The following is a 26,131-nucleotide window of genomic DNA, read 5'->3' on the forward strand; positions in this document are numbered from 1 at the left end:
ATGCTTAATTAAAGTCTGGTTACCTTGATACCACTTATGATTGGCTGCCCGATTATTGGCGTAAAATCAACTCGAATTCCTTTGCCGTTCTTGACTTCGACGGTATAGGTTTTAATAGAAGCCGTAAGTGAACCCGAAAGTTCAAACAAATCAAGTGCAGAAAGAACTTCCTGATTATTTATGCCTACATTAAACTCCCTTTTACCTGCAGTACCTTCCTGCGATTCGCAAAATTGTAAATCAATTTCGTAACGGCCGTCGGGAACGTCGAATTTATAAGCTTCCATTCCCAATCTAGCTGTTTGGTAGAGTGGATCGATAGTGGTAGCCTTAATATTGTGAGGAGCATTCAGATTTGTTTTTTTAGTCAAATCCACTCCAATATGCCCCCAACTTCCTTCACGATACGCTTGATCCGGCTGGTAAATCACACGGTTATCGGGATCGGTAAAGAAACATTTTGAACCTGCATTTACGGCTATGACCAATTCCTTGTCCTTGCTGGTACGCAGGTCATAAGGCTGAACTTTAAAATTCACCGTAAAAACATCTTTCTGTTTTTCCGAAATTAATTCCAATATGTTTTTTCCGTCTTCAAAAGGAACTTCATATACCGCGGTATAATCAACAACTTTTTGCTTTCCAATCGATTTACCATTGACAAACAACTCCACTTCCGGCAAATTAGAAAACACCTTAACCTGTTGTTTTGCGAAATTTTCGTTCATTGAAGCAGCAGTTCCTATACGATCTGCCCAATCTCTTGATGCAATATAAAGCACCGGTTTTTTGGTGAGTGCTGCTTGCAGGAAATAATAAACATCTTTGGGCTGGCGATTGTATTGAACGATGCCCTTGTTGTTGATTCCCGGCATGGACTCTCCTCGTTTTGACACTCCAAAGTCTATAAAATTCCATATTGATGAACCAATCACAAATGGCCTCGCAAGAATTTGTTTCAAATAAGAAGCATGAAATAGCTGCTGGTATTCCATACTGAAATCATAGCTTTCCGGGCTTAGACTATGAAGTCTTGTATCAGACCCACTACCATACTCACTTATTATCAAAGGACGGTTTGGATATTTAGCATTTTCTTCATCCAAAAATTTTCCAAAATCGGCCAGTGTTGCCCTATACCATCCCTCATAACGATTCCATCCAACCACATTGGGTAAATCACCCAATCCTTTTTTATTGTAAACCGGGCTTGCGTGAAAAGCCAAAGCCGTAAGTCGATTTGGGTCTTCCTTGTGGCATAATGCTTCCAATTCTTTATGCAACTCGCCAAGTTCATCAGAATATCCGCCAATCAATACCTCATTGGAATACCCCCAAAGCACGACTGAAGGATGATTGTAATGCTGTCTGATCATTTCGGTCAAATTATTGCGGCAATTTTCAAAAAACTCTTTTGTTGGCGTAATTGCGTTTACGATAGGTATTTCTTCCCAAGCTATCAGTCCGAGTTTATCACATTCTTCCAGTACGGAAGGATCTTGTGGATAGTGGGAGATTCGGATATAATTTGCCCCCATTTCCTTAATCAGCTTAATATCATAACGGTTCAGGTCATTGCTCAACGCATTTCCCAATCCTTCATAATCCTGATGACGACAGGCACCAATCAATTTTAAAGGTTTCCCGTTAAGCAAGAATCCTTTTTTTGCATCGGCACTAAACCAGCGAAAACCAAGAGGATTATCCACCTCATCCAATACTGTTCCTGATTTTTCTTCAATGATTTGGGTTTTTACACGATAAAGATAAGGAGAATCGGGAGACCATAATTTTGGTGTTATTATTTTTCCAGACAAAGCTGTAAAAGGCATATTTTTTCCAGATTCAACTTTTACTTTTGAAATTACTTCCTTGACAATTTTCCCGTCAGCATCAACGATTGTATTTTTAATCTTTACCGACAAGGTTTTTAACCCCTCGTTTTTGATTTCACCTCGAACCTTTACATTGGCTGATTCGTTGCTTACTTCGGGTGTATCTATAAATATTCCTTTCGATCCGTAGTTGTCGTTATGAAAATGTACTTGATTGTATTCTTCCAAATAAACATCGCGATAAATGCCTCCCCAAAAATTAAAATCTGCACTAAATGCCGATGGAGCTATGGAAGGATTTAATGCGTTATCAACTTTCACGGCAATTTGATTCACCGCTTTATTTCCTTTATTCAAATAGGACGTGATATCGTACCTAAAAGCAGAATATCCTCCCTGATGTCTTCCGACTTCTTTTCCGTTTACATATACATGGACATCCTGTAAAGCACCTTCAAAATACAAACAATACTTTTTGTCCTGACTAATGGTGTGAATCATTTTTTTTCGATACCAGCCGATTCCCTGATAGTAATTATTCCCTTTCATGGCATCATCAGCATTCCAGGTATGGGGCAAATTCACGATACCCCAATCTTGGTCATTGAAAGCCGGATCTTGGGCAGCTTTATTGTCGTTTCTTTCAAAACGCCAGTATTCATTGATTGTTTCTAACTTTCGCTGCGCATTTACAGTCATGAATGTGCTTAACAAAAGCATTATAAAAAGTATTTTTTTCATTTTTTTTGGTTTGGATTTTTGCTAATTTTTTTTGGTTGTTGGAACTTTTACAACAATTTTACCTTTGGTTATTCCCGTTTCATTAAAAGTGTCGATAGTGAAATAATAATCTTGCAACGCATCAAGGCTATGGATCGTCAACGTGTTTGCCTCCAAAACCTGGTAATTTAGGCATAACTTGTCAGGAGCTGTTCCGTAGCGAATGTTGTAACCTGTTGCTTTCGCATTTTTAGGCCAGTCAAGGGCAACATTGCATGCGTCCGAAACATCGCGGACGGCCGTAATTGTTGCAACCGGTTCTGCTTTCTTGGCATTTCCTTTACCAAAGACACGGAAATCGGAAATAGCGAACTTCCCATCCGGAACATGATAATTGGTCAGCCTTATATAACGGGCAGAAACGGGTGATTGCAATTCGACATAATCATGAGGAACATCGGAAGTGTTCCTTGTTTTGTCTGCAAGTATTTTCCAGCTTATTTTATCATTGGAATACTCCAGCAAATATTGATGATAAATAGATGCTGAACGCCCCGTATTAGTGGTGCCCTCGTCATAATAATTTATTTGAATGCTGCCGACTTTGCATTTATTCTGCAAATCCATCATCAACCATTCTCCTTTGTCACCTGTTTGGGCACTCCAGTAATCTTGAATATTTTCGTTGTTTGCCAATTCTTTTGAATGTCCTTCCAATTCAGAAGAAACTTCAATTGGTTTATTGTAGGAAAGCAACATGGCGGAAGGCTGATAATCCTCTGGGCCATTCATCTTTTTGTTGGGTATGGTGTGTGGAAAATCGCCAAATCCCGTATAGGTGTAGAACGTGTCATCCTTGTCAAAAAATGCAGGAAACAATCCTATTCGTCTTTCAAAACGATGTTTTAAACCGACCAACATAGTAACAGCATGCCAATAATTGCCGTATTTGTCCTGAAAAGTGCTGCTATGTCCAGCTGAACAAACAAAACCTTCCGGTTTGTATGAAAACGGATTGTTGTCGGCCAATTTGAAAGGACCCAATGGTTGTTCGCCAATGTACAATCCATCACTATAGCTTTTATATTGAGTTCCCGGAGCAGCATATTGCAAATAATATTTTCCATTATGTTTGGTCATCCAAGCCCCTTCCAAGAAAGGTCTTTTCTGTTCCGTATTGTAGTTTCCCGTCCTTTCCCAGCCATGTAATTTTGGATCCGTATTCATGAGATTCTTTTCTTCACCTATTGGATTAAAGGTGTTTTTATCCAGTTCTATTCCACGGATAGGTTTTGAATTCGTCAATCCGTGGTACAGATAAAGTCGTCCGTCATCGTCCAAAAACAGGCAGGGATCACCCGCATAAATATCCAACGCCTCTTTTACGATTTGCCAACACCCACTCATGGGATCTGACGACTTATAAATTCGACGATCCAGCGCCATAAAATATATCGCATCATTCATTACCAAAGCGGTAGGTGCATAATCTTCGAGCGGTAGGTCGGGACTTGTGATAAAAGACCAATTCAGCAAATTATCAGAAGTCCAGTATCCTCCCGATTTGGAGGCAAACAAATAGTATTTCCCTTTATACAAAACCATGCTTGGATCGGCTGCTTCGCGACGAGACGGTAAATCAGGCTGAAAACGATAATCCAGATTTAATGGATTGCAAAAAGCGGTTTGATTGGTTACCTTCTGGGCACTGATTTGCAATGACATGAGGAAAATCGAAACACAAAAGGCTCTTTTTAAAATAGTTGTTGTCATAATTCTTTCTAACATATTAAGTTCAGTTTCCAAAAACAAGTCAGCCTTAATTATTTAACAAGACCCTACAAGGAAACCATCCCATTTATCTAATGGAATATTTTTTGACAAACACATAATCGTGTTGTCTGAATTAAAATAAATGACATTTAGTTAATCGAATATATTATTTACAAATAATATAGGAATATGGATTGGTTGAATGGTTTCAACCTAAGGCAGGCAAGGATTTCATAAAAGATTTTCATTATTTTGAACAGAAAACCCTCGGAAAAATCAGGTAGAAAATTATAAGGGTGCTTTTAAAAAGTCACCCTTATAACCAACTAACAAACAATTTATTTCAACAAAGGAGCAGTTATCCTTTTTCAACTACGCGTTTAGCGGTAGTGTCAAACATATCCATGGTACTTCCGGTCAAATTGTTGTCATCCACTTTTTCAAGATAAATATACACGTCATAACCGTTTGCCTTGAAATATACTGTAACCGATTTAGCTTTTTCGTCAACTCTTGAAAAAGGGTTCTCATTTCCTGTACTGGTTACAGAATACAAGGCACCCGTAAGTTTTCCGTCTGTATTTCTTTTCAAAACTATGGTGGATTTGCCATCACCCCCCGGTGTTCCAACGGTTAAACATTCCCATTTACCAACAAAGAAATCTGTTTTGTCTTGTGCTTTTACGGTAACTGATGCCAAAATAAGTAAAGCGGCTGCGAAAATCATTTTAATTGTTTTCATAATAATTGTTTTTTAAATTAAAGTTGTTTTTGAATTTGACGGCACTCGCAATAGTGCCGTCTAATTTGAAAATGAATTGATTGTTTAGAATTTATATTGCAAAGTTAACTCAAATGTTCTAGGACGAATTGCACTCGCCACGATGGTACGATCTGTAAAAGGAGCTGCATCGGTAATTTGGTCAGCACCTTGTATCTTTCCTTTAACGCCTTCTTGATTCAAGAAGTTGGTCACTTGAAATTTCAGGTTGATGTCACGACTTAAACGGTAATCAACACCTCCAAAGTTTTCCCACCATCCGTTGTAATACAATACATTTGTCGGGTTGCCGTATTGTTTTCCAAAATAACGCAAACTTGCCCAAAGCTTGATACCGTTTTCGAATGAATAGCTTGGATCAATTTCCATCAACACTCCTGAAAGTTCAGGAATATATTTACCGCTGTAATCGTAAGTAGTTCCATAAGCAGAATACGAGTAATTTTGGTATTTAGGCGCTTGCAATGTCAATAAATAATGGATGGAGAAATTTTTGAATGGAGTTGCCATTACGTCAGTTGTCCATCCCACTGTGCTTAAATCATAAATAATTGGATCAAAAGTGGTTCTTTCAGCCTGGTTTGCAGGATTGGTAACAGATTGACTCGCCCTGATGTTGTCTTTGGAGATGTAGGTCAATTTTGAAATCAACTGCATGCTCGATCCTAGATTATAAAAAATACCTCCACCCAAGTTCATTACATTTGTTTTGAATTCATGTGGAACTGTCTGCATTGGTTTTGCCCCTGGAGTTGATGGATCAGAAATAGGATTCCCGTTTGCGTCCCTGAATGCATAGTCCCAATAACGTTCGTTCCAAGAGTTGTAAGTAGCATCCCCTACCAGACCAAATTGGCTGGAAATTTTATACACAAAGTTATAAGCTCCCACAAAATTCCAACGATTTGAAAAATCTTGACTGATTAGGGGTCTATCCTTCACAAAATCATTAATGTAAGGATTTGCCAACTCGCTAATACCTTGATTTTCCAGACGAATTCCCAAGCCCATGTCAAATCTTTTTCCAATTTTGAAATCATCGCTTACATACAAAGCCAGTTTTTTATATTTGTCATTTGTGGCACTACCATATCCACCGGCAGAAGCGGGCATCAAACCATAATCATTGGTCGCTTTTACGGTCATGTTGTAGGCTGGAACAAAAGTGTACATATCCAAAAGCTTGGGATTGGCTTCAACGGTCTGGAAATACAATCCCGAGTTTGAATTAAATTGTCTATGCGTGTAAAGTTGGTTAAGTCCAAAACGAAGATCGTGCACACCAACCTTTTTGGTCAATTCCACCCTGGTGAATATGGAAGTGTTTTCAGACTGCGGAATCATTTGGGAAGAAACCATTTGAGCAGAACCAGAATATACGTTTGAAGTACCTTGATATTTAAAACTCCATTTGCTTGCAGCTGCACGATCCGGGTCATAAATTCCAAGCGTCAAAGGAAAGGTAATTGACAACGGAGTATTGATGTCCTGGTACATGGTTGAATATGTCAGTTTCCAACCTTTGGAGAAATTATGCTCCCCTGTTAAATATAAAGTGTTTGAGTTTGTTTTGGAGAATTTATCACTACTCAAATCAGCATAAGCAGCTACCCCTGTATTGTAATCATAATAAGGTATCATGCCGGTTCCAAGAATATAGGAATCGGTTCCAAGCTTAAAATTATCCAATGGCGAAGTTTTACCATTTCCGTTGTAAGTCAGCGGACTGTAGTTGGTTACCACTGATTTACTGTTAATAGACTTGAAAAGAAGACGCACATTACCTTTGCTGTATTTTTTCTGAACGGCAAATTTAAGCATTGTCGTATTGTCGTTCCAAGGTGTAAATTCATAATTGGTACCATTTCCCCTGTCAAAACTTCTGTAGGCATCCATCATGTATCCCCATCCTTTTTTTCCAATGGGTCCGGTTACCGTCAAGTCATACCTGGAAGATCCAAATGAATTCACGTACACGGAACCATATCCTTTTACGGATGTACTGGCATCCCTGTCGGAACTCTTTACGGCATATCCCACTTTACCTGTCGTGATCGCGCTTTCGGCGAAAGACATTAATCCCATTTTAGACAAACTGTTATCCATTCTCCATGAAGTCGTCGGGATTGTTGGATAAAAGTAATACACCACGGGAAGATCATTTTCCAAAATAACAACATCTCCCGTGAACGGCAAACCGATGTTTACATTTCGAGGGCCGATATTACTCTCGGCATTCAACATTACATTCCTGTTTTTTTCTTCTTTTTTATTGGTTGAAGTTGAATCAGTAATTTGTTGATTTTTATTTTTCTTATCCACTTTTTGAGCTTGCAATCCATTTAATGAAAAAATGGACAACACGCACAAGGATAGTAATTGTTTTGCATTCATAATATTGTATCTAAAATTAAATATTGTTTTTAAAATAAATTTCAGTAGGCATTAGTCATTAAATTATTTTTAGCTGTCGTTGGGTACAAGCATGAGTTTTTTTTTCATGAATATTTTTTTTAAATGGTTAGTAATAGTTCAAAAAAAAGTTGCTCTAAAACTTTAATCTGATAACCAAAAGTATTCAGTGAGCCCGTCAAAACCGTTTCAATTTATTTTCCCAATAAATAAATATGTTCTTTAGAATCGGGAAATGCGTTCATATAATCGGGGATACTGAAAAACAAGGCTTTACCGCTTGTTTTTTTATCTTTCACCCAACATTACGACTGAAAAATATTTTTATATTTAATAAAAAAATACTCAAATAATTACCGATACCAAAAAAATAACACCATAAAAAACAACTATTCATTATTTTATCAGACCAAAAATAATTAAACTTAAATTATAAAATCAAAATAACCGGCCAGATTAAACACAAACAAGGCAATCCTGTTTCAACTAATGTAAACAACACGCCCAAGTACAGCTTTGAAGTACTATTTACTTGATTAATACATATAAAAAAAACAGCAGCAAACCCAAAAGTCCACCACTGTTCAAAACTTATTTTTTTTAAAACCCTACATCACTTTTTCGGGGGAACTGGACATGACAAGCCTTCTAAATTCACTCGGGGTCTGTTGGGTATGCTTTTTGAAAAATATGTTGAATGCGGTCTTGGAATTGAAACCACATTCGTAGGCTATTGCAATAATTGACCAATTGCCGTATTCTTTTTTCATCAATAATTGCTTTGCATATTCCACTCTATACTCGTTTACAAAAACATAAAAGTTCTTGCCCAGGTATTCATTAAGAACCTCGGACAATTGATGCTTGGAAATGGAGGTTTGCGATGCCAATTTGGCAATAGACAATTCACTATCCTTCCACACCCCGGATTCCTCCATATATTTTACGAGATTTTCCACATAGTTTTTCGCATCCTCGCTCTTCAATCCTGATTTGACATACTTTCCGGAGGAAGACTCTTCAATATCAACACCAGATTCGGAATCTGAATCCGTTACGTCGCCCGAAATCAATTGTTTTTGATGAAACCCCCAAATACTCAATGCGTAAACATTGAAAAGTTCCAAGATATGTCTAAAAATAAATACATTGGTATTAATCTTGCCTTGTTCATACAATACACTGCTAATTATGATCAATAATATTAAAAAGACGAACAAAACTATCATTACCAATAGCCAATCCAAACTTATTTTATAGGAATTAAAGGAATAGTTGTCTTTAATTTGTTTTTTGAATCGGATTACAATTCTCAAGGCTGCCACTACATAATACACTATGAGTGAAATAAAAATCCAACCGTAAATCATTCTCAACCATTTGTATTTATCATAAAACAACTCGGCAGAAATCAAATTATTTTCCGGCTGGAGTTTCAATATAAAAAACACTAATATCAAAGATAATGAAGGCAGGATATGTAAGTAATCAGACGGATTAAATTTGCTGAAATCTTTGGTAATATACTTGGTGTACAAATAAATCAATGGCGCACACATCATCCTGAGACCCAACGACAAAAACCATCTTCTTGTAGGCACTATGTCATAATTTTGAAGAATATCAAACCCAAAGGTAAGAGCAAAAACCAACAACAACACGCAAAGTATCACAGATGCAATTTTAATTGGTCTTTTCGTCAAGATTAATATTATTGCAAAAATTGATTGCGAAAATCCGATGTATGACAATATTAAATCCATAATTTACTATAATTCGATATAATTTAAAATGCTTGGCAATCCATTTTATAAAAACAAGGAAACCTGAAAGATTCAACTATTTTATTAGTATAAAAAAATAGCTCTTGATTTAGCCTCAAATAAATAACTTTAGTCAATAAAGTTACTATTTATTTTTCGGAATTTTCAATAATTTCATCTTCAATACAGGACATACGCTTCCTCTCATCGTATTGACAATGTTCCCTGTTGTCTTTATTTCTTCGACATCCTTCGAAACGCGGGAAAGAAAAGGGCAAGACCATAAAAAAGGCTTCCTGTAAAGGAAGCCAAATTAAGGCAAAAGTTGCGATACAGGAAAGCAACTAATAAAAAAAAAAAAAAATAGTAACCAAAAAACACCTTTATTTTGTGTTTAACTTTTTATTTCAACAATCTAATAAATCAGATTGATGGGCACCGACAAATTCTTGTTTAGAAGCACTTTACAATCATCAAATTTAGGCATTGACCAAATTTTGTCAAGCCTTGTGAAACCATATCCCTCTTTGGGGATGCCAATCATGTTTGTATTGCATTTTTTATCCCCGTTTTCATCATGATAAATGGCAACGGCATATTCTCCTTCCGGCAAATTTTTAATGACATACTTGCCGTTTGCCCCTTCGGTCTTGAAATCCAAAACCTTGAATTCCTGGCCAATTTTGGTAAACGAGGCTTTGTTTTTACTGCTGTACACCGAAACGTGGACTCCCCCATTTGTATTTTTAATATTGGGAATCGTAATCGTTAAATCGTAAGTTTTCATATTGGCATTACCAATTAATGCAGCCAAAAAAAATGTTAATACAACTTTCATTTTTTTACTTTTTTTTAAATATTAATTAAATTACACTACAAAACAAGGACAAGATTTCGTCCAATCAATTTTTATGCTTCAACCGTGATTTCCACCTTTTGATTGTCCACAACTTCTTTCTTTGAAAACCATCCGTTGACTTTCAATCTCATTCTTTCGATAATCAAGTACATTGCCGGAACCAAAACCAGTGTCAACAGTAAAGAACTGGTCAATCCACCAATAATAACCCAGGCCATGCCATTTTTTACCTCGGCACCAGCTCCGTGCGCCAGCGCTATGGGCAACATACCCACAATCATGGCAATCGTGGTCATCAATATGGGACGTAAACGTTCCTTTCCAGCCTCCACCAATGCTTCTTTGACAGGAAGTCCTTCGCTTTTTAACTGATTGGTGAAGTCCACGATTAAAATTCCATTCTTGGCCACAAGTCCCAGAAGCATGATTAAACCAACAATTGCAAAAATAGACAAGGTCTCCATAGACAAAGCCAGTGCCAGCAGTGCACCAATAATGGCTACCGGTATGGAAAACAGTACAACAAACGGATAAACAACGCTTTCATACAAAGCCACCATAATGAGATAGACCAAAAGAATCCCCAACAGCATGGCAAAGCCCAAACTTCCGAAGGCTTCTTTCTGGTTCTTGGCATCGCCAAGATAATCCAATGTTACCCCCTGCGGCAAAACCACCGTTTCCATTTTTTTCTGGATGTCGGCAACTATGGTACCGCTAGGACGACCCACAGCAGCCGATGTCACTTTAATCGTGTTCAATTTATCGGTTCTTTCAAGTACCGCCTGCCCCAGTATTTCCTTAACTTCCGCGATTTGGTCCAGCCTGACGATTGCCCCACTATTGTTTTTAATGGTAAGTTTCCTGACGCTTTCAATATTCATTCTATCCCCCTTTTCCAAGGTTAAATTGATTGGATATTCCTCGCCATTTTCCTTATATTTTGTTTCATCATTCCCTCGGAAAGCCAATTGCACGGCGTTACCAACCTCCGGTATCGTTAAACCATATTGAGATATGCGTTCCCTGTTCAAATCAATGGAAATTTCAGATTTGGGACTTTTGGTACTGAACTCCACATAATCGGTACCCGCAGTGGAAGCCACAATTTCACGTACCAATCTCGCACCTTTCCAAATAGAATCCATATCCGTACCCTTAACGGCTATCTGTATTGGAAGCGAGGTAGTACCAGCGATTGTAGTTGGCAAAATACTTACTTTTACACCCGGTATTTTAGTGGCTTCATTTCTGATTTTTGTTCCAAAATCTTCCGTGGAAATTCCACGTTCTTCTTTATCTACCAATATTACCGTCAGTTCCGCAACATTGCTTGTTTCCGAACTTCCACCGGTTGTTCCGCTCTGCAACCCCACATTGGTAAAAACTTTGACAACTTCAGGATGTGAAAACAACAGTTTTTCCACCTGCTTTACTCCTTGATTCGTTTGATACAAAGGAGTCTGGACCGAGGTTTCCAATTGTATGGTAAATTCTCCCCTGTCTCCATTACTGGAAAAAGAAGTCCCGATAAATCCTTTACCCAACAAAGTAAACGAACCCATCATCAAAACAAAAATACCCCCCAAAACCCATCTTTTATGACTCAACGTCCAGACCAAAATATGACCATATTCTTCTTTTAATCGATCCATAAAGTTCTCAAAACTCATGCTTAACCTGCCCCATAACGAATTCTTCTTCAACACTTCCAGTTTACCCCACTTTGATGTCAACAATGGAGTTAATGTAAATGACACGAACAAACTCATTAAGGTGGAAAAAACGACCACAAGAGCAAACTCACGAAGAATATTACCTATCAATCCTCCAGCAAAAGAAAGCGGCACAAAAACAACGACGTCAACCAATGTAATGGCCATGGCAGTAAAACCAATTTCACTACGCCCTTCCAGCGAGGCTTTTACCTTGTCTTTACCCATTTCCATATGACGGTAAATATTCTCAAGAACAACGATACTGTCATCAACCAAAATACCAACCACTAAGGAAAGCCCCATCAATGTCATCAAATTCAGTGAAAAACCAAAAACATACATCAGAATAAATGTCGGTATCATAGCCGATGGAATGGCCACCAAAACAAACAAGGAACTGCGTAAACTATGCAAAAAGAGCAACATCACTCCTCCCACGATTAAAATTGCCAAAAACAAGTCGTGCATAACCGCATCTGCCGATGCCAAAGTATATACGGACTGGTCAGCAGCAATTATATAATTAAACCCTTGTTTGGCATATTGTTTTTTAATATTCTCCAATTTGGATTTTACATCTTGACTTACATCCACGGCATTGGCATCTGCTTGTTTGTTAATCTGGATACCAATCCCTGATTTACCATTGATGCGATTAATTGTTGTCGGCTCTGTTTGGGCATCGGTAATAACGGCAACATCTTTCAACAATATTCGACTCCCATCGGCATTTTCCTTTATGATCAGGTTACGCATGTCGGCCACTTTTGAAGTTTTTGCATCAAGCCTGATCGAGAAACGACTACTGCTTGATTCCACACTACCTGCTGGATATGAAGTGTTGCTATTGGCTAATATCTGGTTTACTTGATTTGAAGAAATTCCATATACTTGCAACTTGTCATTATCAAGTGTTACCTGAATTTCCCTTTCATTACCTCCAATCAAGGTTACCTGTCCCACGCCTGACACATTTTGCAGCAACGGTTTTATCTTGTTGTCCACTAGATCATACAACTGGGATTCGCCCAAATTACTGGTGGCACTGATGCGAAGTATAGGCAATTCATCGGTACTAAATTTTCGAACCAAGGGTTCATCTGCATTCAAAGGCAACTTGGCTTTAATCTCGTTGATTTTACGTTCGGCATCTCTTTGTGCCTTGTTCATCTCAAAACCTGATTTCAGCTCAATTGTCACTACCGAAACCCCTTCCTGGGATATCGCGGAAACACTGCTGACCCCCTCAATGGTGGAAACGGCTTCTTCCACGGGTTTGGTTACACTATTCTGAATCTCGTCTGATGATGCTCCTCTGTATATTGTCTGCACCGATATTACATTCGCCTCAAATTTTGGCAAGAGATTGTAATCCAGTTGATTGTAACTAATCCACCCAAAGAGTATCATTGTAACAAAGATTACAGTAATCAGTAACGGTCGCTTAATGGATAATTCTGTAATTGACATTTTTCTTTATTTATAAGTTTAGTTCCATTGGAACAATTAAAAATCGCAAATCATTAACCTTATTTAATGGTGGTTCTTTTCTCTATTTTGCTATTGTTTGTCAAATTAATTTGTCCGCTTACAACAACTTCATCGCCTTCATTCAAACCGCCCAATACTTCAACATTCTCTCCAAACTCCCTACCGACCGTAATTTTACGTACTTCTGCCTTATCCCCTTTTGCGATATAAACAAAAGGATTCTTTACCCCTTCCACTAGAGCGATTTTGGGGATTTGTAAAACCGAACTTTCACTGCCTAAATTGAAATTGACTTTAATGTAAGTCCCCGCTTTTAGAACTCCCGATTGATTATTTACAATCAGTTCCACACGATAATTATGGTTTTCGTCACTTACAGGGGAGATAAAGTTTACCTTCCCGTTAAAACTCTTTCCTTCAAGAGCTTCTGCCGAGATAACAGCAGACTGGTTAGTACGCAATTTATAGACATCCTTTTCATTGATGAATACTACCGCCTTTAAATTATAAACATCCACAACCGTTGCAACAGCTGCTCCAGGACCTGCATATTCTCCAACTTCGGCCGCCTTGGTAACAATGATTCCCGAAATAGGTGCTTTTATCTTGGCATCACCTATTTGCTGGCTAAGCTGCGATAATTTAAAACGGGCACTCTCCAAGGTTCGTTTGGCATCTTTCACGCTTTGTCCCGTACCAGCATTCCCTTCATAAAGTTCTTTGTTTAACTGATAATCCAGTTGCGCCTTGTTCAAGGCATCTTTTGCGTCACTCAGGTTTATTTGTTGCTGGCGAGTGTCAACAGCTCCAATCACCTGCCCGGCATTTACCTTTGAACCCAGCGCAATATTCAAACTTGTAATGATTCCTGATGTAACTGCCGAAATATTGGCTTTTTTTGACGGCTCTACTGTTGCAGGCACTTCAAGATTCCTTTCAACAGTTTGTTTTTCCAGTTTTATTACCGTTACCGCCACAGGAATATTAGTGCGGTCAACAGCCACGTTTTTCTGGTCAATTTCTTTTTTATTTTTACTTAAAACATAACCAATAGAGGCAAAAAGCAGCAATAAAATGGTTATAACAATAATTTTCTTTTTCATGATAAATTGTGATTATAATTGATTAACAAAACTTCTAATGGTTCCTTTCGCCCTTTCATAAATCAAACGGTTGGTCACCAAGTTAAACAGTGAAGACATATATTTTGATTCTGCTTGTCTATAAGTAAAATCCGTATCCATCAAATCAGACATCAAGGCCGTACCTTTGTCGTATTCGAATTTGTTGGTCTCGTAGATACTCTTGGCCAATTCCATATTGGTTTTGTTGGAGTTTAGTTTAGCGACATCCTCGGGCAATTGTCTTCTGGCGTTTTCAAATTTTGTTTCAAAATCAGCCACATCCTGACCAAAATCCTGCTTGGCATTGTCCAGTTCCAAACGACTTATCTGTATTTGCGAATCTCGGTGTCCTCCACTGAATATGGGAATATTTACTTTTAGCCCAACTGTTGAAAAATCCTTCCATCGATTAAAAACTTTGTCTAGATCATTTCCAAAAGCCTGTTCTCCTGCTCTTGCGAAAGCATCAACAGTAGGCAGATAAGCCGCGCGTTTGCGCTTTAAATCAATTTCTTGCAGAATAATATTTTGTTCCTGTAGTTTATAACCTATGAGCTCCTTGATGTTTAAAGTATCATTTTGGACTTCCATATACTTGCCATAATTCAAATTCTCTTCCACGACAAAAGTATCGGAAAGAGGCAATGCCATTGCATCCCTCAAAGCATTATACGCAACGTTGATATCCAGCTCTATTTGCTTCAAGTCGGCTTTAATATCATTAAGACGCACTATAACTTTGTCCACATCCACTTTCTTCCCAACCCCTTTATCAAAACGCAGTTTAGAAATTCGATACAACTCTTCATACTGTTTTTCATTGACCACCAAGAGTTTTTGTTGTTCTTTCAGTACCAGAATCTGGAAAAAAGACGTTGCCGTGTTATAAATCAAATCCTCGTTGTTCTTGTCACGGTTAAGTTCAGCAATTAATTTGGTTGGAATTCCAGCTTTAATACCGTAAATCAACGCTTGATCATATATGGTCTGGTCCAGTTGCAAAGTTGCCAAACCCGTATATTTGTTTCCAAACTGCACCTCTACATCAGTTGGACTCCCGAGCATAATACCCGGAAACACTGTTGTTTGCCTTTTTATATTATTATCAAATCCAAACGAACCATTTACCTGAGGAAGATAGCCCGACACAGCATCTTTTTTCTGGTTTGCAACAATTCCAATTTTGTTGTTGTAAATCACCGCACTCCTGTGATTTTTTAAACTATAATCTATAGCCTCCCTTAAATTCACAACCTTCTGTGCATATAATGAGATTCCCATCAGGAAGCAGGAAAAGAGCATCATACCATTTTTTTTATTCATAATCAAATTTGTTATTAAATTAAACACTGTTTGTTCTTAACAAAAAGAACCAAATAGACAAAAAAATTATTTTTTAAGATTTTCCCATTTTTCAAACAAAGCAGGCAGTTCCATTCTCATAAAATCAAGATAACTGATAACATCCTCAAGTCCCTTATTGAATTCTTTAGTTTCATTGGAACGCTGCTCCAATACTTTTTTCAAAATTGAGTTAAAAAAATTCATGCTTTCAATTGTCTTTTCGACACCTTCATTTAAAGATTTTATTTTACAACGAAAATATCTTTTTCTTTCACCCGGCTTCGTGAAAAATTCAACTCTATGGGTATCAATCAACAAGTTAATCGCATTGCTTGCAGCACTTTTACTCATATTCAAGATTCCATATATTTCATCAAACGTGAGTTCATTATTATCCGCAATTATCAACAAGGCAAATATTCTCGATGCGGCCGGTTGCGTCCCAGATTTTTCGAAATGCATTCCCAGTTCTTCGATTAATTTCAATTTTTCTTCAGATAATTGCATAGTCATCATTTTTTTATGCAGCAAAGATATACAAGTTCTTTTAGTTCACAAAATAAAGAACCAATATTTTTATAAAAAAATTGTAGCAAAACTTAAATAATCAACGCAGTAAAACAATAAAGACTCCTACTATCCCTTCGAACAATAAGATAAAATGAGACTATAATTACAACCTATCAAATAAAATAGCCGCTCGGGCAAACTCCATCTTCACTATAAAGAAGCCGTCTCAAAACTGAGGCGGTTTTTTTGTGCTTTATATTTGGTTTTTCATAAGTTATTTCATATATTTAGTCATTGATTTTTAGGTGATTAAATATGAAATTCAAGCATTACAACCAACAGCAAACGGTACTTTTACCTTATTCGTTTGACGATTTGATTCCAGAGAAACATCCTGTTCGAGTAGTTGACCAAGTTGTGGAGTCAATTAACATCCAACCACTTTTAAAAGCTTACAGCAAAGAAGGCAATCCAGGCTATCATCCAAAGATGTTGCTCAAAGTGATGTTGTATGCTTATATGACCAATGTCTATTCTTCCCGCAAAATAGAACTTGCCCTTCGTGAGAACATCAACTTTATGTGGTTGACTTCCATGACCATTGTGGATCACAATACCATTAACCGATTTAGAAGCAACAAGCTAAAAGACAGCTTTAAAGAAATTTTCAAACAAGTGGTGTTGATGCTGGCATCGGAAGGATTGATCACTTTAAAGCAAATCTATACCGATGGCACAAAAATAGAAGCCCAAGCAGGTCGCTACACTTTTGTTTGGGGCAAAAGCATCAAAACCAACAAAGCCAAAATGTTGACCCAGTTGGAAGATTTATGGAACTATGCCCAAAGCATTGATAACGATGACGACCCCAATCCAGAACCAACCGAATTTAAGGAAATCAGTAAAGAAGTAATCGAACAAACCGTTGCCAAGATTGATGCCAAGCTCTCGGGAAACGAAAAAGCCAGCTCCAAGGCAAAAGCCAAATTGCGTTACATCAAAAATAATTTTGTCGCCAATTTAGAAAAATACCAGCAGCAAGAAGCCATTCTTGGGCAGCGCAACAGCTACAGTAAAACCGACAAGGAAGCCACCTTTATGCGTATGAAAGAAGACCACATGCTAAACGGACAACTCAAACCAGCTTACAACACCCAAATATCAACAGAGAATCAAATCATCGTTCATTACACCATCCACCAAAATCCAACCGATACCAAAACCCTGAAGCCTCATTTAGAAGATTTTGAACAAACCTTTGGAAAAGAAGCTCTCCAGGAATTGGAAGAAATAACAGCCGATGCAGGTTATGGCAGTGAAGAAAACTATGATTATCTGGAAGAAAAAGAGCTTACAGCTTACGTGAAATACAATACTTTTGACAAAGAGCAAGACAAAAATTACCAAAAAAAGCAGAAGCCGTTCAGCAAAGAAAATCTTTATTACAATCCAGAAGGAGATTACTACGTGTGTCCGATGGGACAAAAAATGCACAAAACACACCAAAGCAAGCGCACCACAGAAGCGGGTTATCAACAATCTTTGAGTCATTACCAAGCCAAGAACTGCGAGGGTTGTCCACTGCGAGGGCAATGCTTTAAAGCCAAGGGAAACAGGAGTATCGAGCGAAACCACAATCTTGAAAGGCACAAACAAAGGACAAGAGAATTGCTTTTAAGTGAAACGGGAATCCAGAAAAGAAAACAACGCACTGCCGATGTAGAACCGGTGTTTGCCCAACTCAAACACAACAATGGATTTAGACGATTTTCTCTAAAAGGACTGCAAAAAGTAGAATTAGAGTTCGGATTAATGGCTTTAGGTCACAACCTAAGAAAGAAAATTGCAGCTTAAGCATAATTTTAACCTTTTTTTCAGCAGAAGTAAATCAAACCAAATAAACTGAAATGAAAAAAACCGCCTCAAATTATGTTTTGAGACGGCTTCTTTTATAATGTTTCGGAAGTATCGATTTTACTAAAAAATTATTGTCATTCATATCAAGGTCGATTAAATTTATGAAAATGTAGGTTGAAATTTAAAAAAAAGAGGGATCAAATTCTAAAGAATTCTCTCCCTCTCCTATCAACCAACCAATTGAAAAAAAATCTTTAAAAAACTATTAAAACCAACGAGGATCTCCAGCTACTCCAGTTCCTGCGAAACCAATACCTGGCTTAATATGATAATCTCCTTTAACAGGATCTACATAAAAGTCTGCTATATTAAGTGGAATATCTGAAATACCTGTTAAAAGCCTTGTCCCGTTAATTATATCTTTGGTCTTGTAATTACCGGTATATGAAATAGGAATATTGCTGTAAGTAGCACTAGTACTATTAAGCGCAATTCCTCCATTTGGTCCAGATATTATACAATTTTGAATTGAAACTTGCACAGGATTATTGTTGTCAAAATTCCAAAGATGTCCCATTCCCTTAGTAATATTTACACAAGTAATGTTCTTGAAATTGATTTTTGTTTTTATACGAACATCAGCAAAACGGGTATCAATTTCAGTAAGAGTAGAATTAGTAACATTAATAGAGCTAACTGTACCGCCAGCTCCTACATTAAAGACACCGTACCCTCCTGTTTGTGAAATCAAACAATTATTTACATTTATATTATTAATAACACTAGCCCCGCTAACTCTAACAATAGAATTTATTTGTGAAATAGTACATCCTTCTATTTGTATATCATTGACAATTTTAGCTGGCAAATCAATAAAGAAATTGCCCGCAGAAGTCGTGGTCAAATTTTGCACTATGATGTTATTGGTTTTATCTTGAACTTTAAACCTGACATTACTTAAACTTGATAATACGCCACTTCCATTTAATGAACCTACAAAAGCCATATTGTTTATTCCGGTAGGAATAGTAATATCTCCTCCAATTGTATAGGATGTCCCTGCAGCAAACTCAACAGTTATATCTTTGGCACCACCTGCGACAAGACCTTGTAAGGCCGTTCCAATACTAGCTGCCGTATCTGTAAGTAGCACTTTATAAATAGTACTATTAAATATACCCGTTGTTTTTAAATTTAGGGTTCCGCGATTATTGTCAACATTAAAAATTTTGGCTATGTAATTTGTACCATTGGTTAAATTTTCAATGGTGATCATCCCTGCATCCTTTTGTCCTTGGGTCAAAACAATATCTTTGACTAGTACAGAAGCTTCATTATACAAACTTATATTGGTTACCTTGGGTGTAATAGCCCAACTTAAACTAACACTGGTTGATGTAGCCGTATATCCTTTAAAAATCTCTTCTGCCGGTGTTTTAAAATAGACTTGATTGTACTTGGACTCTAAACCTGTTCTTGTATCAATACTTTTCATCCTGACTGAATAACCTGTTATCCCATCAAGATCACCAAATATTTCGCGGTACTCTACTCTAGTTTGGTTACTGGAACTTGCAAAAGGCTTTAAAGTATCGGCTAAAACCTCGACAGTATTTACAATGTGATTAAACTCCAAACTATCTTTACTAAACTCAAAAACATACTTGGTCGCTGAAATTGATTTTGTAAATTTAAGTTCTACAGACGTAGATTTTACGGATGAAGCCTCAAAAATAATAGATTTAAAAAGTCTGTCGGCACTAGAATCTACCTCCCATTGATTGTAATCTTTTTCACAACTAACCAAAGTCCCAATTAGTATTAAAAACTTAAAAACTAATAATTTATTTTTCATCATATTTAAAATTAAATTAATACTATTACTTAAAATCCGTAAGAATTACTGATTGCCCCCTTAGACTCATAAACATCCTGATAATATACAGCGTAAAAACTCCTGTAATTACAGGTACGATTACCCATAGAATATGTTGAAAGACTAGTTGCAATTTCGCCCCCATTACTCATCCTGCTTAAGAAACCGGAATAATCGTATTCTTTGGATAATCCTGTTGCTGCTAACAAAACTTTGACCGGCCAATCTATATAATTTTTATTGGTACCACTAAGCGGTTTTGCAGCACTGGTAGGAAACCAGCTGACACTCTTATACTCTGGACCCGGACTGGCAGGAAGATTGGTATAATAATTAAGGGAGCTTTTATCAATATATTCGGCATCCTTAAATTTGTAATACACCGTTTTGGGAAAATCGGTTGGTTGATACGTTTTATCAAAAATCTTTACAGGTACTTTGTTGTCAAGCATCAAACAAAGTGTTTGTTTCATGGTTTCAATCCTGTCGTACAATAACCCCCAGCGAATTAAATCTTGTTTGCGGATATTTTCGCATCCAAACTCCCAAGCACGTTCGTTGACTATTGCCTCAAAGAAATCGGCGTCATATTCTTTTATTTTGGATGAACCTGTACCAAAAGCTCTTTCACGAACTTTTTCCAATGCTTGTCTGGCAGAGATTTGCGCAACCGGGTTTGTAGAATCAGGCCCATTTAGTTGACTTTGGGCTTCGGCATACATTAAATAAATATCTGAATAACGCATTAATATCCAGTTAACACCGGTAGCAACACGTGAAGTGGCTGTTTTATGCAATGCTAAATAAGAAGGGGACATCCAATAGATTCTCCACTTTGCAAAATTCACGCTAAGCGGATCTGATTTCACACCTTCTACGTTGGCCGAGGTGTAATTCGTCCAGCTTAAAGTAACATCACGACGCTTGTCTTCAGGTGTAAAAGAATAGAAATAGTAGGCTTGAGAACCAGCATAAGTACCTCCAAAACCTCTGGAACCATACTTGCTGGCACCAGCTACTTCATATCCCATTAGAGAACCAACATCTCCACTGTTTCCAAGACCAAACGCCACTTCAAATAAATTTTCATTAAAAGGATTTTGTTTAGCACCACAGACAGATTTCCATATATTCTCGTAATCCGGATCCAATTGGTGAGGATTGGCTGCATTTCCAAGTATTTCAGCTGTTTGTTGAGAAGCTATTTGATAATAATCTCTCCAATTTTTAACTCTACCAACATAATAATTGCCTACCTCAGGCACATTAGGATTATGTTCCAAGTCTTTGCCAGGAAACAAATTTCCATCACGTAAAGACCAACCCCCGGCAAAAAGAGCCACTTTTGCCAAAAGCCCTTTGGCATAACCCTTCGTGATACGTTCTACGGTTGCATGCTCTGCATCGGCATTTAACCAAGGTAAATAGTCTACTGCTTCTGTTAAATCTTTAATTAAACTGGCATAAATAATATCCCTGTCTATTTTACCTATGTAAACATTGGATAAATCAGATTTAGAAGTTCCTTCTTTAAAAGGAATATCGCCCCAATAACGAACTAACTCAAAGTAAGCCATTGACCTCATGACCAAGGCTTCACCCAATAACGGCTTCATTTTGGAAGCTTGACTCTCTAAAATAGGAGAATTCCTGACACCGTCAACTGAAGCTGAAGCCAATTCAGCCAATTGAAATAAAACATTCCATCTTGTGGTTTGATTATTGGGATCACCATAAAAATTTCCTGTTCCCTGATCACTCGTATTAGAATTATATGCTGTCCCTGAGGCAAATCCTTGATTGGTTTCAATATCCGAAAAACCTTGCCAGTTGACAGATAATTTTTGTCCATAAACATTACTTTCCGTCATTTTTCCATAAACTCCCATTATTCCGGCTTTTGCCATCGAAGAGGTTTTAAATACGGTCTCTGAACTCAACTTGGAAGGGGATGAAGTATCCAGAAAATCTTTTTCACAAGAAATACAAGCGATTAGCAAAATAAAGCTAAAATAATATAGTAGTTTTTTCATGTCTTTTATTATTAAAATGTTACATTAACTCCAAAAAGGAATGTTTTTGCTTTAGGATAAGCAGACCAATCTACTCCCGGTGTCAATGGTGTATTGCGAATACCATCTACCTCTGGATCCTGACCTGTATATTTGGTCCAAATCGCTAGATTGTTTCCTGTAAAGTAACAACGCACTTTTTGTACAAACCCGCTTTTTGTAACACTGTCAGGTAGTGTATAACCTAGTGTTAAATTACCCAGTCTTAAAAACGAACCATCTTCAATGGCCCAATCTGTCACAATCGTTGAATTGGAAAGAGGATGCCATAAACTTTTTCCTTGATTAACTTCTTGGAAACGTTGAGGATTTGCATATTCGCCATACATGATATTATATCCCGTAACCGGATCAATTGTGGTAAAACGATTGTCTATACCCATTAGGGAACTCATATTTTGATATTTTTTGGAGCCGCTAAAAGTGGTGTTGTCTATCTTGTTGGCATTATAAACATCATTGCCATAAGACCAATTGAACATGGCTGTCAAATCGAAACCTTTATAGCCTGTGTTGATAGAAAATCCTCCCACATGTTTAGGTTGTGCCCTTCCTATTATTTTTCTGTCTTTATCTGCTGAAATTACCGTAGTGCCATCATCAGTTAATTTTTTAAGTTTCAAGTGACCTGGTCCAAAATAATTACTAGCTGTAGGAAGTACTTTCGAAGCGTCGGCAACACCCGGATTTAGAATCCATTTTTTTTGTGTATTATCAAAAGTGAAATCATCAAATGTATAGTATCCATCTGAAACAAATCCGTACATTAGTCCAACGGGTTGTCCAACAATTGCCCTGTAGTCATCTTTTCCAATTAAAGCTCCCCAGCCGGAAGTAACAATCATTTGATTGGAGCCGTCTAGTTCTTTTACTCTATTGTCGTTAAAGGCTACATTAAAATTGGCCGATAAATTAAAATCCTTGTTTCTTATAATATCACCTGACACGGTAAGTTCCAAACCTTTATTGGAAGTCCTTCCTATATTTTGATACTGGGTGCTGTATCCTGAATTTGATGGTAAAGCAACTCCTAAAATTAAATCCTTAACGTCATTTTGATAGACATCAACTATTACTTTTAGACGTTGATCAAAAAAGCCTAAATCAAGTCCTAAATTGGCAGCCACAGTGGTTTCCCATGTTAAATTTTCATTTTTCAACACACTTGATGTAACCAAGGCACTTTGTGGTTGTTCATTTATATAATACAATTTATTTGCAGTATTCTGGAAACCATAGTCTTGCCTCCAATAGGACCCTACTCGTGCATTTCCTACTTCTCCATAACTCAAACGAAATTTAGCATCTGACAACCAATTTTTCGTTGTTTTCATAAAGGATTCGTCAGATAATCTCCATGCGAATGCCGCACCTGGAAAGAACCCTGTACGATTTTCCGGAGAAAACACGTTTTTCGAATCTTGTCTTGCTGTCAAGGTTAAAATATAGCGATCAAGAAGGGCGTAATTAGCACGTCCGAATAAAGAAGACGTTCTTGATGGCTCAAATATTGTGGTGTAAGTTGGTGATGGAGTTCCATAATTCCACATTGCCAACACGTCTTTTGCGGTAAAATCTACAGGATAAAACTTTGACTCACTACGCATTTCCTGCGCTTCAGAATTATACATTTCCTGTCCGGCCATTAAATCCAATCTATGAATTTTGCCATTAAAATTAGTATTGTAAGAGATCGTGTTTTGTATGGACCATAAGTAGCTTTTGGTATCTGTACGTCTGGCTACTGGTTGTCCACCATTGGCACTGGCTTCCCCTGTTTTATTCAACCAAATATCATCGGTATAGTCCCTATTGCCTCCGAAACTTCCTTTAGAATTAACCGTCAAGCTTTTTATGGGTTTCCAGGTTATCCCGGCGTTCACTGTGGCATTGTACCTGTTCTGGTTTTTATATTCATTAATAATATTATAAACTGGGTCATTCAATGAGCTCAAAGCCTCGGCCGAAGTGATATCATCATTTCCTCCCAATGAGTTTCCTGGTTGACTGTTCAAGCTGTTAATTGGTGCATACTTGGTAGCTTCCCTAAGTTTACTTCCTGAAGAAACACTAGGACCATCAATAACTGTGTTTGAAATTCTTGTATTGAAATCAAATGTCAATTTAGGGCTTATTTTTTTATTCAGGGCAAAGCTCAAATAATCTCTTTTATAAGCTGAATTCAACATAATATATTCTTCATCATCATGGGTATAATTAACTTTGTATTTAAGAGAAGATTCTCCTCCTGTCAAACCAAAATCAACATGGGTCTGAATTCCGGTGTTGCCATACAGTTTTTGTTGCCAATCCGTACCTGTTTTAGATTTATAAATATCAACATCTTCCCAAGCCCCATACATGGTATAAAAGGCAGATCCGGTAAGACTTGCGCCTGGGTCCAGCTCCTTTTGAAAATACACATAATCATAGGGTGATAATACCTCGGTCAAATTGTACGTATTTTTTATACCGGTGTAGGCATTAATATTGATTTCAGTCTTGCCTGTTTTACCTGTTTTAGTGGTAATAAGAACAACTCCATTGGCTCCTTGGGCACCATAAATAGCCGTGGAAGAGGCATCTTTAAGAATATCTATGGTTTCTATATCACCAGGAGCAATATCATTTATGTTGTTCACCTGGAATCCATCAACTATATATAATGGTGAGTTGTCTTGGGTTATGGAACCTCCTCCTCTTACACGAACCTTGATGGGGGCGTCTGGAGAACCATCTGCAATAGTTACATTAACACCAGCCATACGTCCTGCAATTGCCTGCAATGCAGATGTTGCTGGAATGTCTTTTAAATCTTTCATACTCACAGACGACACCGATCCTGTTAAATCTTTTCGTTTTGCGGTACCATACCCTATTACCACAACTTCATCCAGATCTGTAGTTTCATCTTTCATAATAACGCTAATGTTTTTTTTACCGTTAACAGCAACTTCTTCCGTTTTCATCCCTATAAAAACGAATACTAAAGTAGCTTTTGTAGATACTTTGGAAATTTTAAAATTCCCTTCCATATCAGTCAATGTGCCTTGAGAACTCCCTTTTACATTAACAGAAACACCTGGTATTCCTAAGCCCTTTTCATCGACAACAGTTCCTGTAACAGTTATCTCATCTTGTACTAATAAAGTTTTAGCTTTTATTGATTTAGAATTTTGTAAATCAGAACTTCCAATTGATGATACAGACTTGGATCGATTAATTTTTGCAGTTTTTCCTGCTACGGTGAGTGAAAACATAAATAAGAAAGAAATTAAAATGGTAGTTCTTGTTTTAATTTCTAACACTTCAAGCAAGCCAAAGTTTTCCCTTGACAAATAATTTTTCATACATTTTAGTTTAGTTAGTTTTTTTTTTGGTTTTTTCTAAGACAAGTATAATTTCACTTGATCTTGATTCTTGGTTGATTAATTAAATCCTCATATTTCTATCTTTTTTTTTATATTATTATTAATTATATCCAATTAAAATTATTCACAAAACAAATATATAATTGGACTTATGCCAAGACTGGGTCTAAACACAATAAAAGAGGGGGTATATCACAATCCCTCATCATTGCTGGTTATTTAGCTAAAAAAAATCAGTTAAATAAATTATGCTTTGTTTTGGTTTCGTTTTCAAAAACCATTATTTCAAGCAACATAATCCTATAACAAAAGTTCCCTATCCCAATGGTAATAATCTTTTTTTCTCTAAGGACTATCGAAAATAACTGATCAAAAAAGCCAATATCTTGACGAATTAAAACGACTGTTTTGTTCTTCAGTTTAGACAACTCTCTTCCAAAAAGGATCAGAAATTATTCTAAGAAGGAGTATCTCTACAATGGAATCACAAATTTGCAAGCTGTTTCACATCGTCCACAAAACAATCTAGAATCAATAGGTCACCCACTTTCTCCTTTTTACCGGATTGGTATTTTTGATAGCGTGACATGGCACTCCTTTTTTTGGAAATAAAAAAGCACCCAAA

At 37.1% G+C, this 26,131-nt stretch carries 14 protein-coding genes; 1 reads left to right on the forward strand and 13 read right to left on the reverse strand.

The genetic code is table 11. From position 1 onward, the window contains the following. Positions 1-8: 8 nt before the first annotated feature. The 10 genes from OZP13_RS09665 to OZP13_RS09710 all read right to left on the reverse strand — a co-directional run bounded on the left by OZP13_RS09665 (position 9) and on the right by OZP13_RS09710 (position 16,327). On the reverse strand, positions 9-2,576 hold the full coding sequence (locus OZP13_RS09665; protein WP_281296991.1) for a glycoside hydrolase family 2 TIM barrel-domain containing protein: 2,568 nt from the start codon (positions 2,574-2,576) through the stop codon (positions 9-11). 21 nt (positions 2,577-2,597) lie between these two features. Continuing rightward, positions 2,598-4,343, reverse strand: coding sequence for a family 43 glycosylhydrolase (locus tag OZP13_RS09670; protein WP_281296992.1), 1,746 nt, complete (start codon positions 4,341-4,343; stop codon positions 2,598-2,600). Between the two features lie 343 nt (positions 4,344-4,686). Continuing rightward, positions 4,687-5,070 carry a hypothetical protein gene (locus OZP13_RS09675; protein ID WP_281296993.1) on the reverse strand — a complete coding sequence of 128 codons (384 nt, stop codon included), beginning with the start codon at positions 5,068-5,070 and terminating at the stop codon, positions 4,687-4,689. Between the two features lie 84 nt (positions 5,071-5,154). Beyond that, complete coding sequence (locus tag OZP13_RS09680; protein ID WP_281296994.1) at positions 5,155-7,503, reverse strand: TonB-dependent receptor; 2,349 nt, start codon at positions 7,501-7,503, stop codon at positions 5,155-5,157. A gap of 626 nt (positions 7,504-8,129) precedes the next feature. Further along, positions 8,130-9,284: a helix-turn-helix domain-containing protein gene (locus tag OZP13_RS09685; protein WP_281296995.1), complete on the reverse strand. Its 1,155-nt coding sequence runs from the start codon at positions 9,282-9,284 to the stop codon at positions 8,130-8,132. A 415-nt stretch (positions 9,285-9,699) separates the two neighbouring features. Then, complete coding sequence (locus OZP13_RS09690; RefSeq protein ID WP_281296996.1) at positions 9,700-10,122, reverse strand: DUF2141 domain-containing protein; 423 nt, start codon at positions 10,120-10,122, stop codon at positions 9,700-9,702. Between the two features lie 71 nt (positions 10,123-10,193). Further along, the gene (locus tag OZP13_RS09695; RefSeq protein WP_281296997.1) at positions 10,194-13,331 is read right to left on the reverse strand and encodes an efflux RND transporter permease subunit; all 3,138 of its coding nucleotides are present in this window, start codon (positions 13,329-13,331) and stop codon (positions 10,194-10,196) included. 59 nt (positions 13,332-13,390) lie between these two features. Continuing rightward, positions 13,391-14,455 carry an efflux RND transporter periplasmic adaptor subunit gene (locus tag OZP13_RS09700; protein WP_281296998.1) on the reverse strand — a complete coding sequence of 355 codons (1,065 nt, stop codon included), beginning with the start codon at positions 14,453-14,455 and terminating at the stop codon, positions 13,391-13,393. A gap of 12 nt (positions 14,456-14,467) precedes the next feature. After that, positions 14,468-15,799: a TolC family protein gene (locus OZP13_RS09705; protein WP_281296999.1), complete on the reverse strand. Its 1,332-nt coding sequence runs from the start codon at positions 15,797-15,799 to the stop codon at positions 14,468-14,470. Between the two features lie 66 nt (positions 15,800-15,865). After that, positions 15,866-16,327, reverse strand: a complete 462-nt coding sequence (locus tag OZP13_RS09710) for a GbsR/MarR family transcriptional regulator (protein WP_281297000.1) — start codon at positions 16,325-16,327, stop codon at positions 15,866-15,868. A gap of 318 nt (positions 16,328-16,645) precedes the next feature. On the opposite strand from OZP13_RS09710, the gene OZP13_RS09715 reads away from it, so the two are divergent. Next, a complete protein-coding gene (locus tag OZP13_RS09715; RefSeq protein WP_269239968.1) occupies positions 16,646-18,184 on the forward strand; it encodes an IS1182 family transposase in 1,539 nt (512 codons plus the stop codon). Between the two features lie 268 nt (positions 18,185-18,452). On the opposite strand, the gene OZP13_RS09720 is transcribed toward OZP13_RS09715, so the two are convergent. Genes OZP13_RS09720 through OZP13_RS09730 form a run of 3 tightly spaced genes read right to left on the reverse strand, consistent with a single transcriptional unit; the run spans position 18,453 to position 25,485 of the window. Beyond that, on the reverse strand, positions 18,453-20,045 hold the full coding sequence (locus tag OZP13_RS09720) for a hypothetical protein (protein ID WP_281297001.1): 1,593 nt from the start codon (positions 20,043-20,045) through the stop codon (positions 18,453-18,455). Between the two features lie 26 nt (positions 20,046-20,071). Then, positions 20,072-22,096 (reverse strand): RagB/SusD family nutrient uptake outer membrane protein, encoded by a 2,025-nt coding sequence (locus tag OZP13_RS09725; protein WP_281297002.1) that lies wholly within the window; start codon positions 22,094-22,096, stop codon positions 20,072-20,074. 11 nt (positions 22,097-22,107) lie between these two features. Further along, on the reverse strand, positions 22,108-25,485 hold the full coding sequence (locus OZP13_RS09730; protein WP_281297003.1) for a SusC/RagA family TonB-linked outer membrane protein: 3,378 nt from the start codon (positions 25,483-25,485) through the stop codon (positions 22,108-22,110). Positions 25,486-26,131: the final 646 nt, after the last annotated feature.

Source organism: Flavobacterium limnophilum, assembly GCF_027111315.2.
Lineage (GTDB): Bacteria > Bacteroidota > Bacteroidia > Flavobacteriales > Flavobacteriaceae > Flavobacterium > Flavobacterium limnophilum.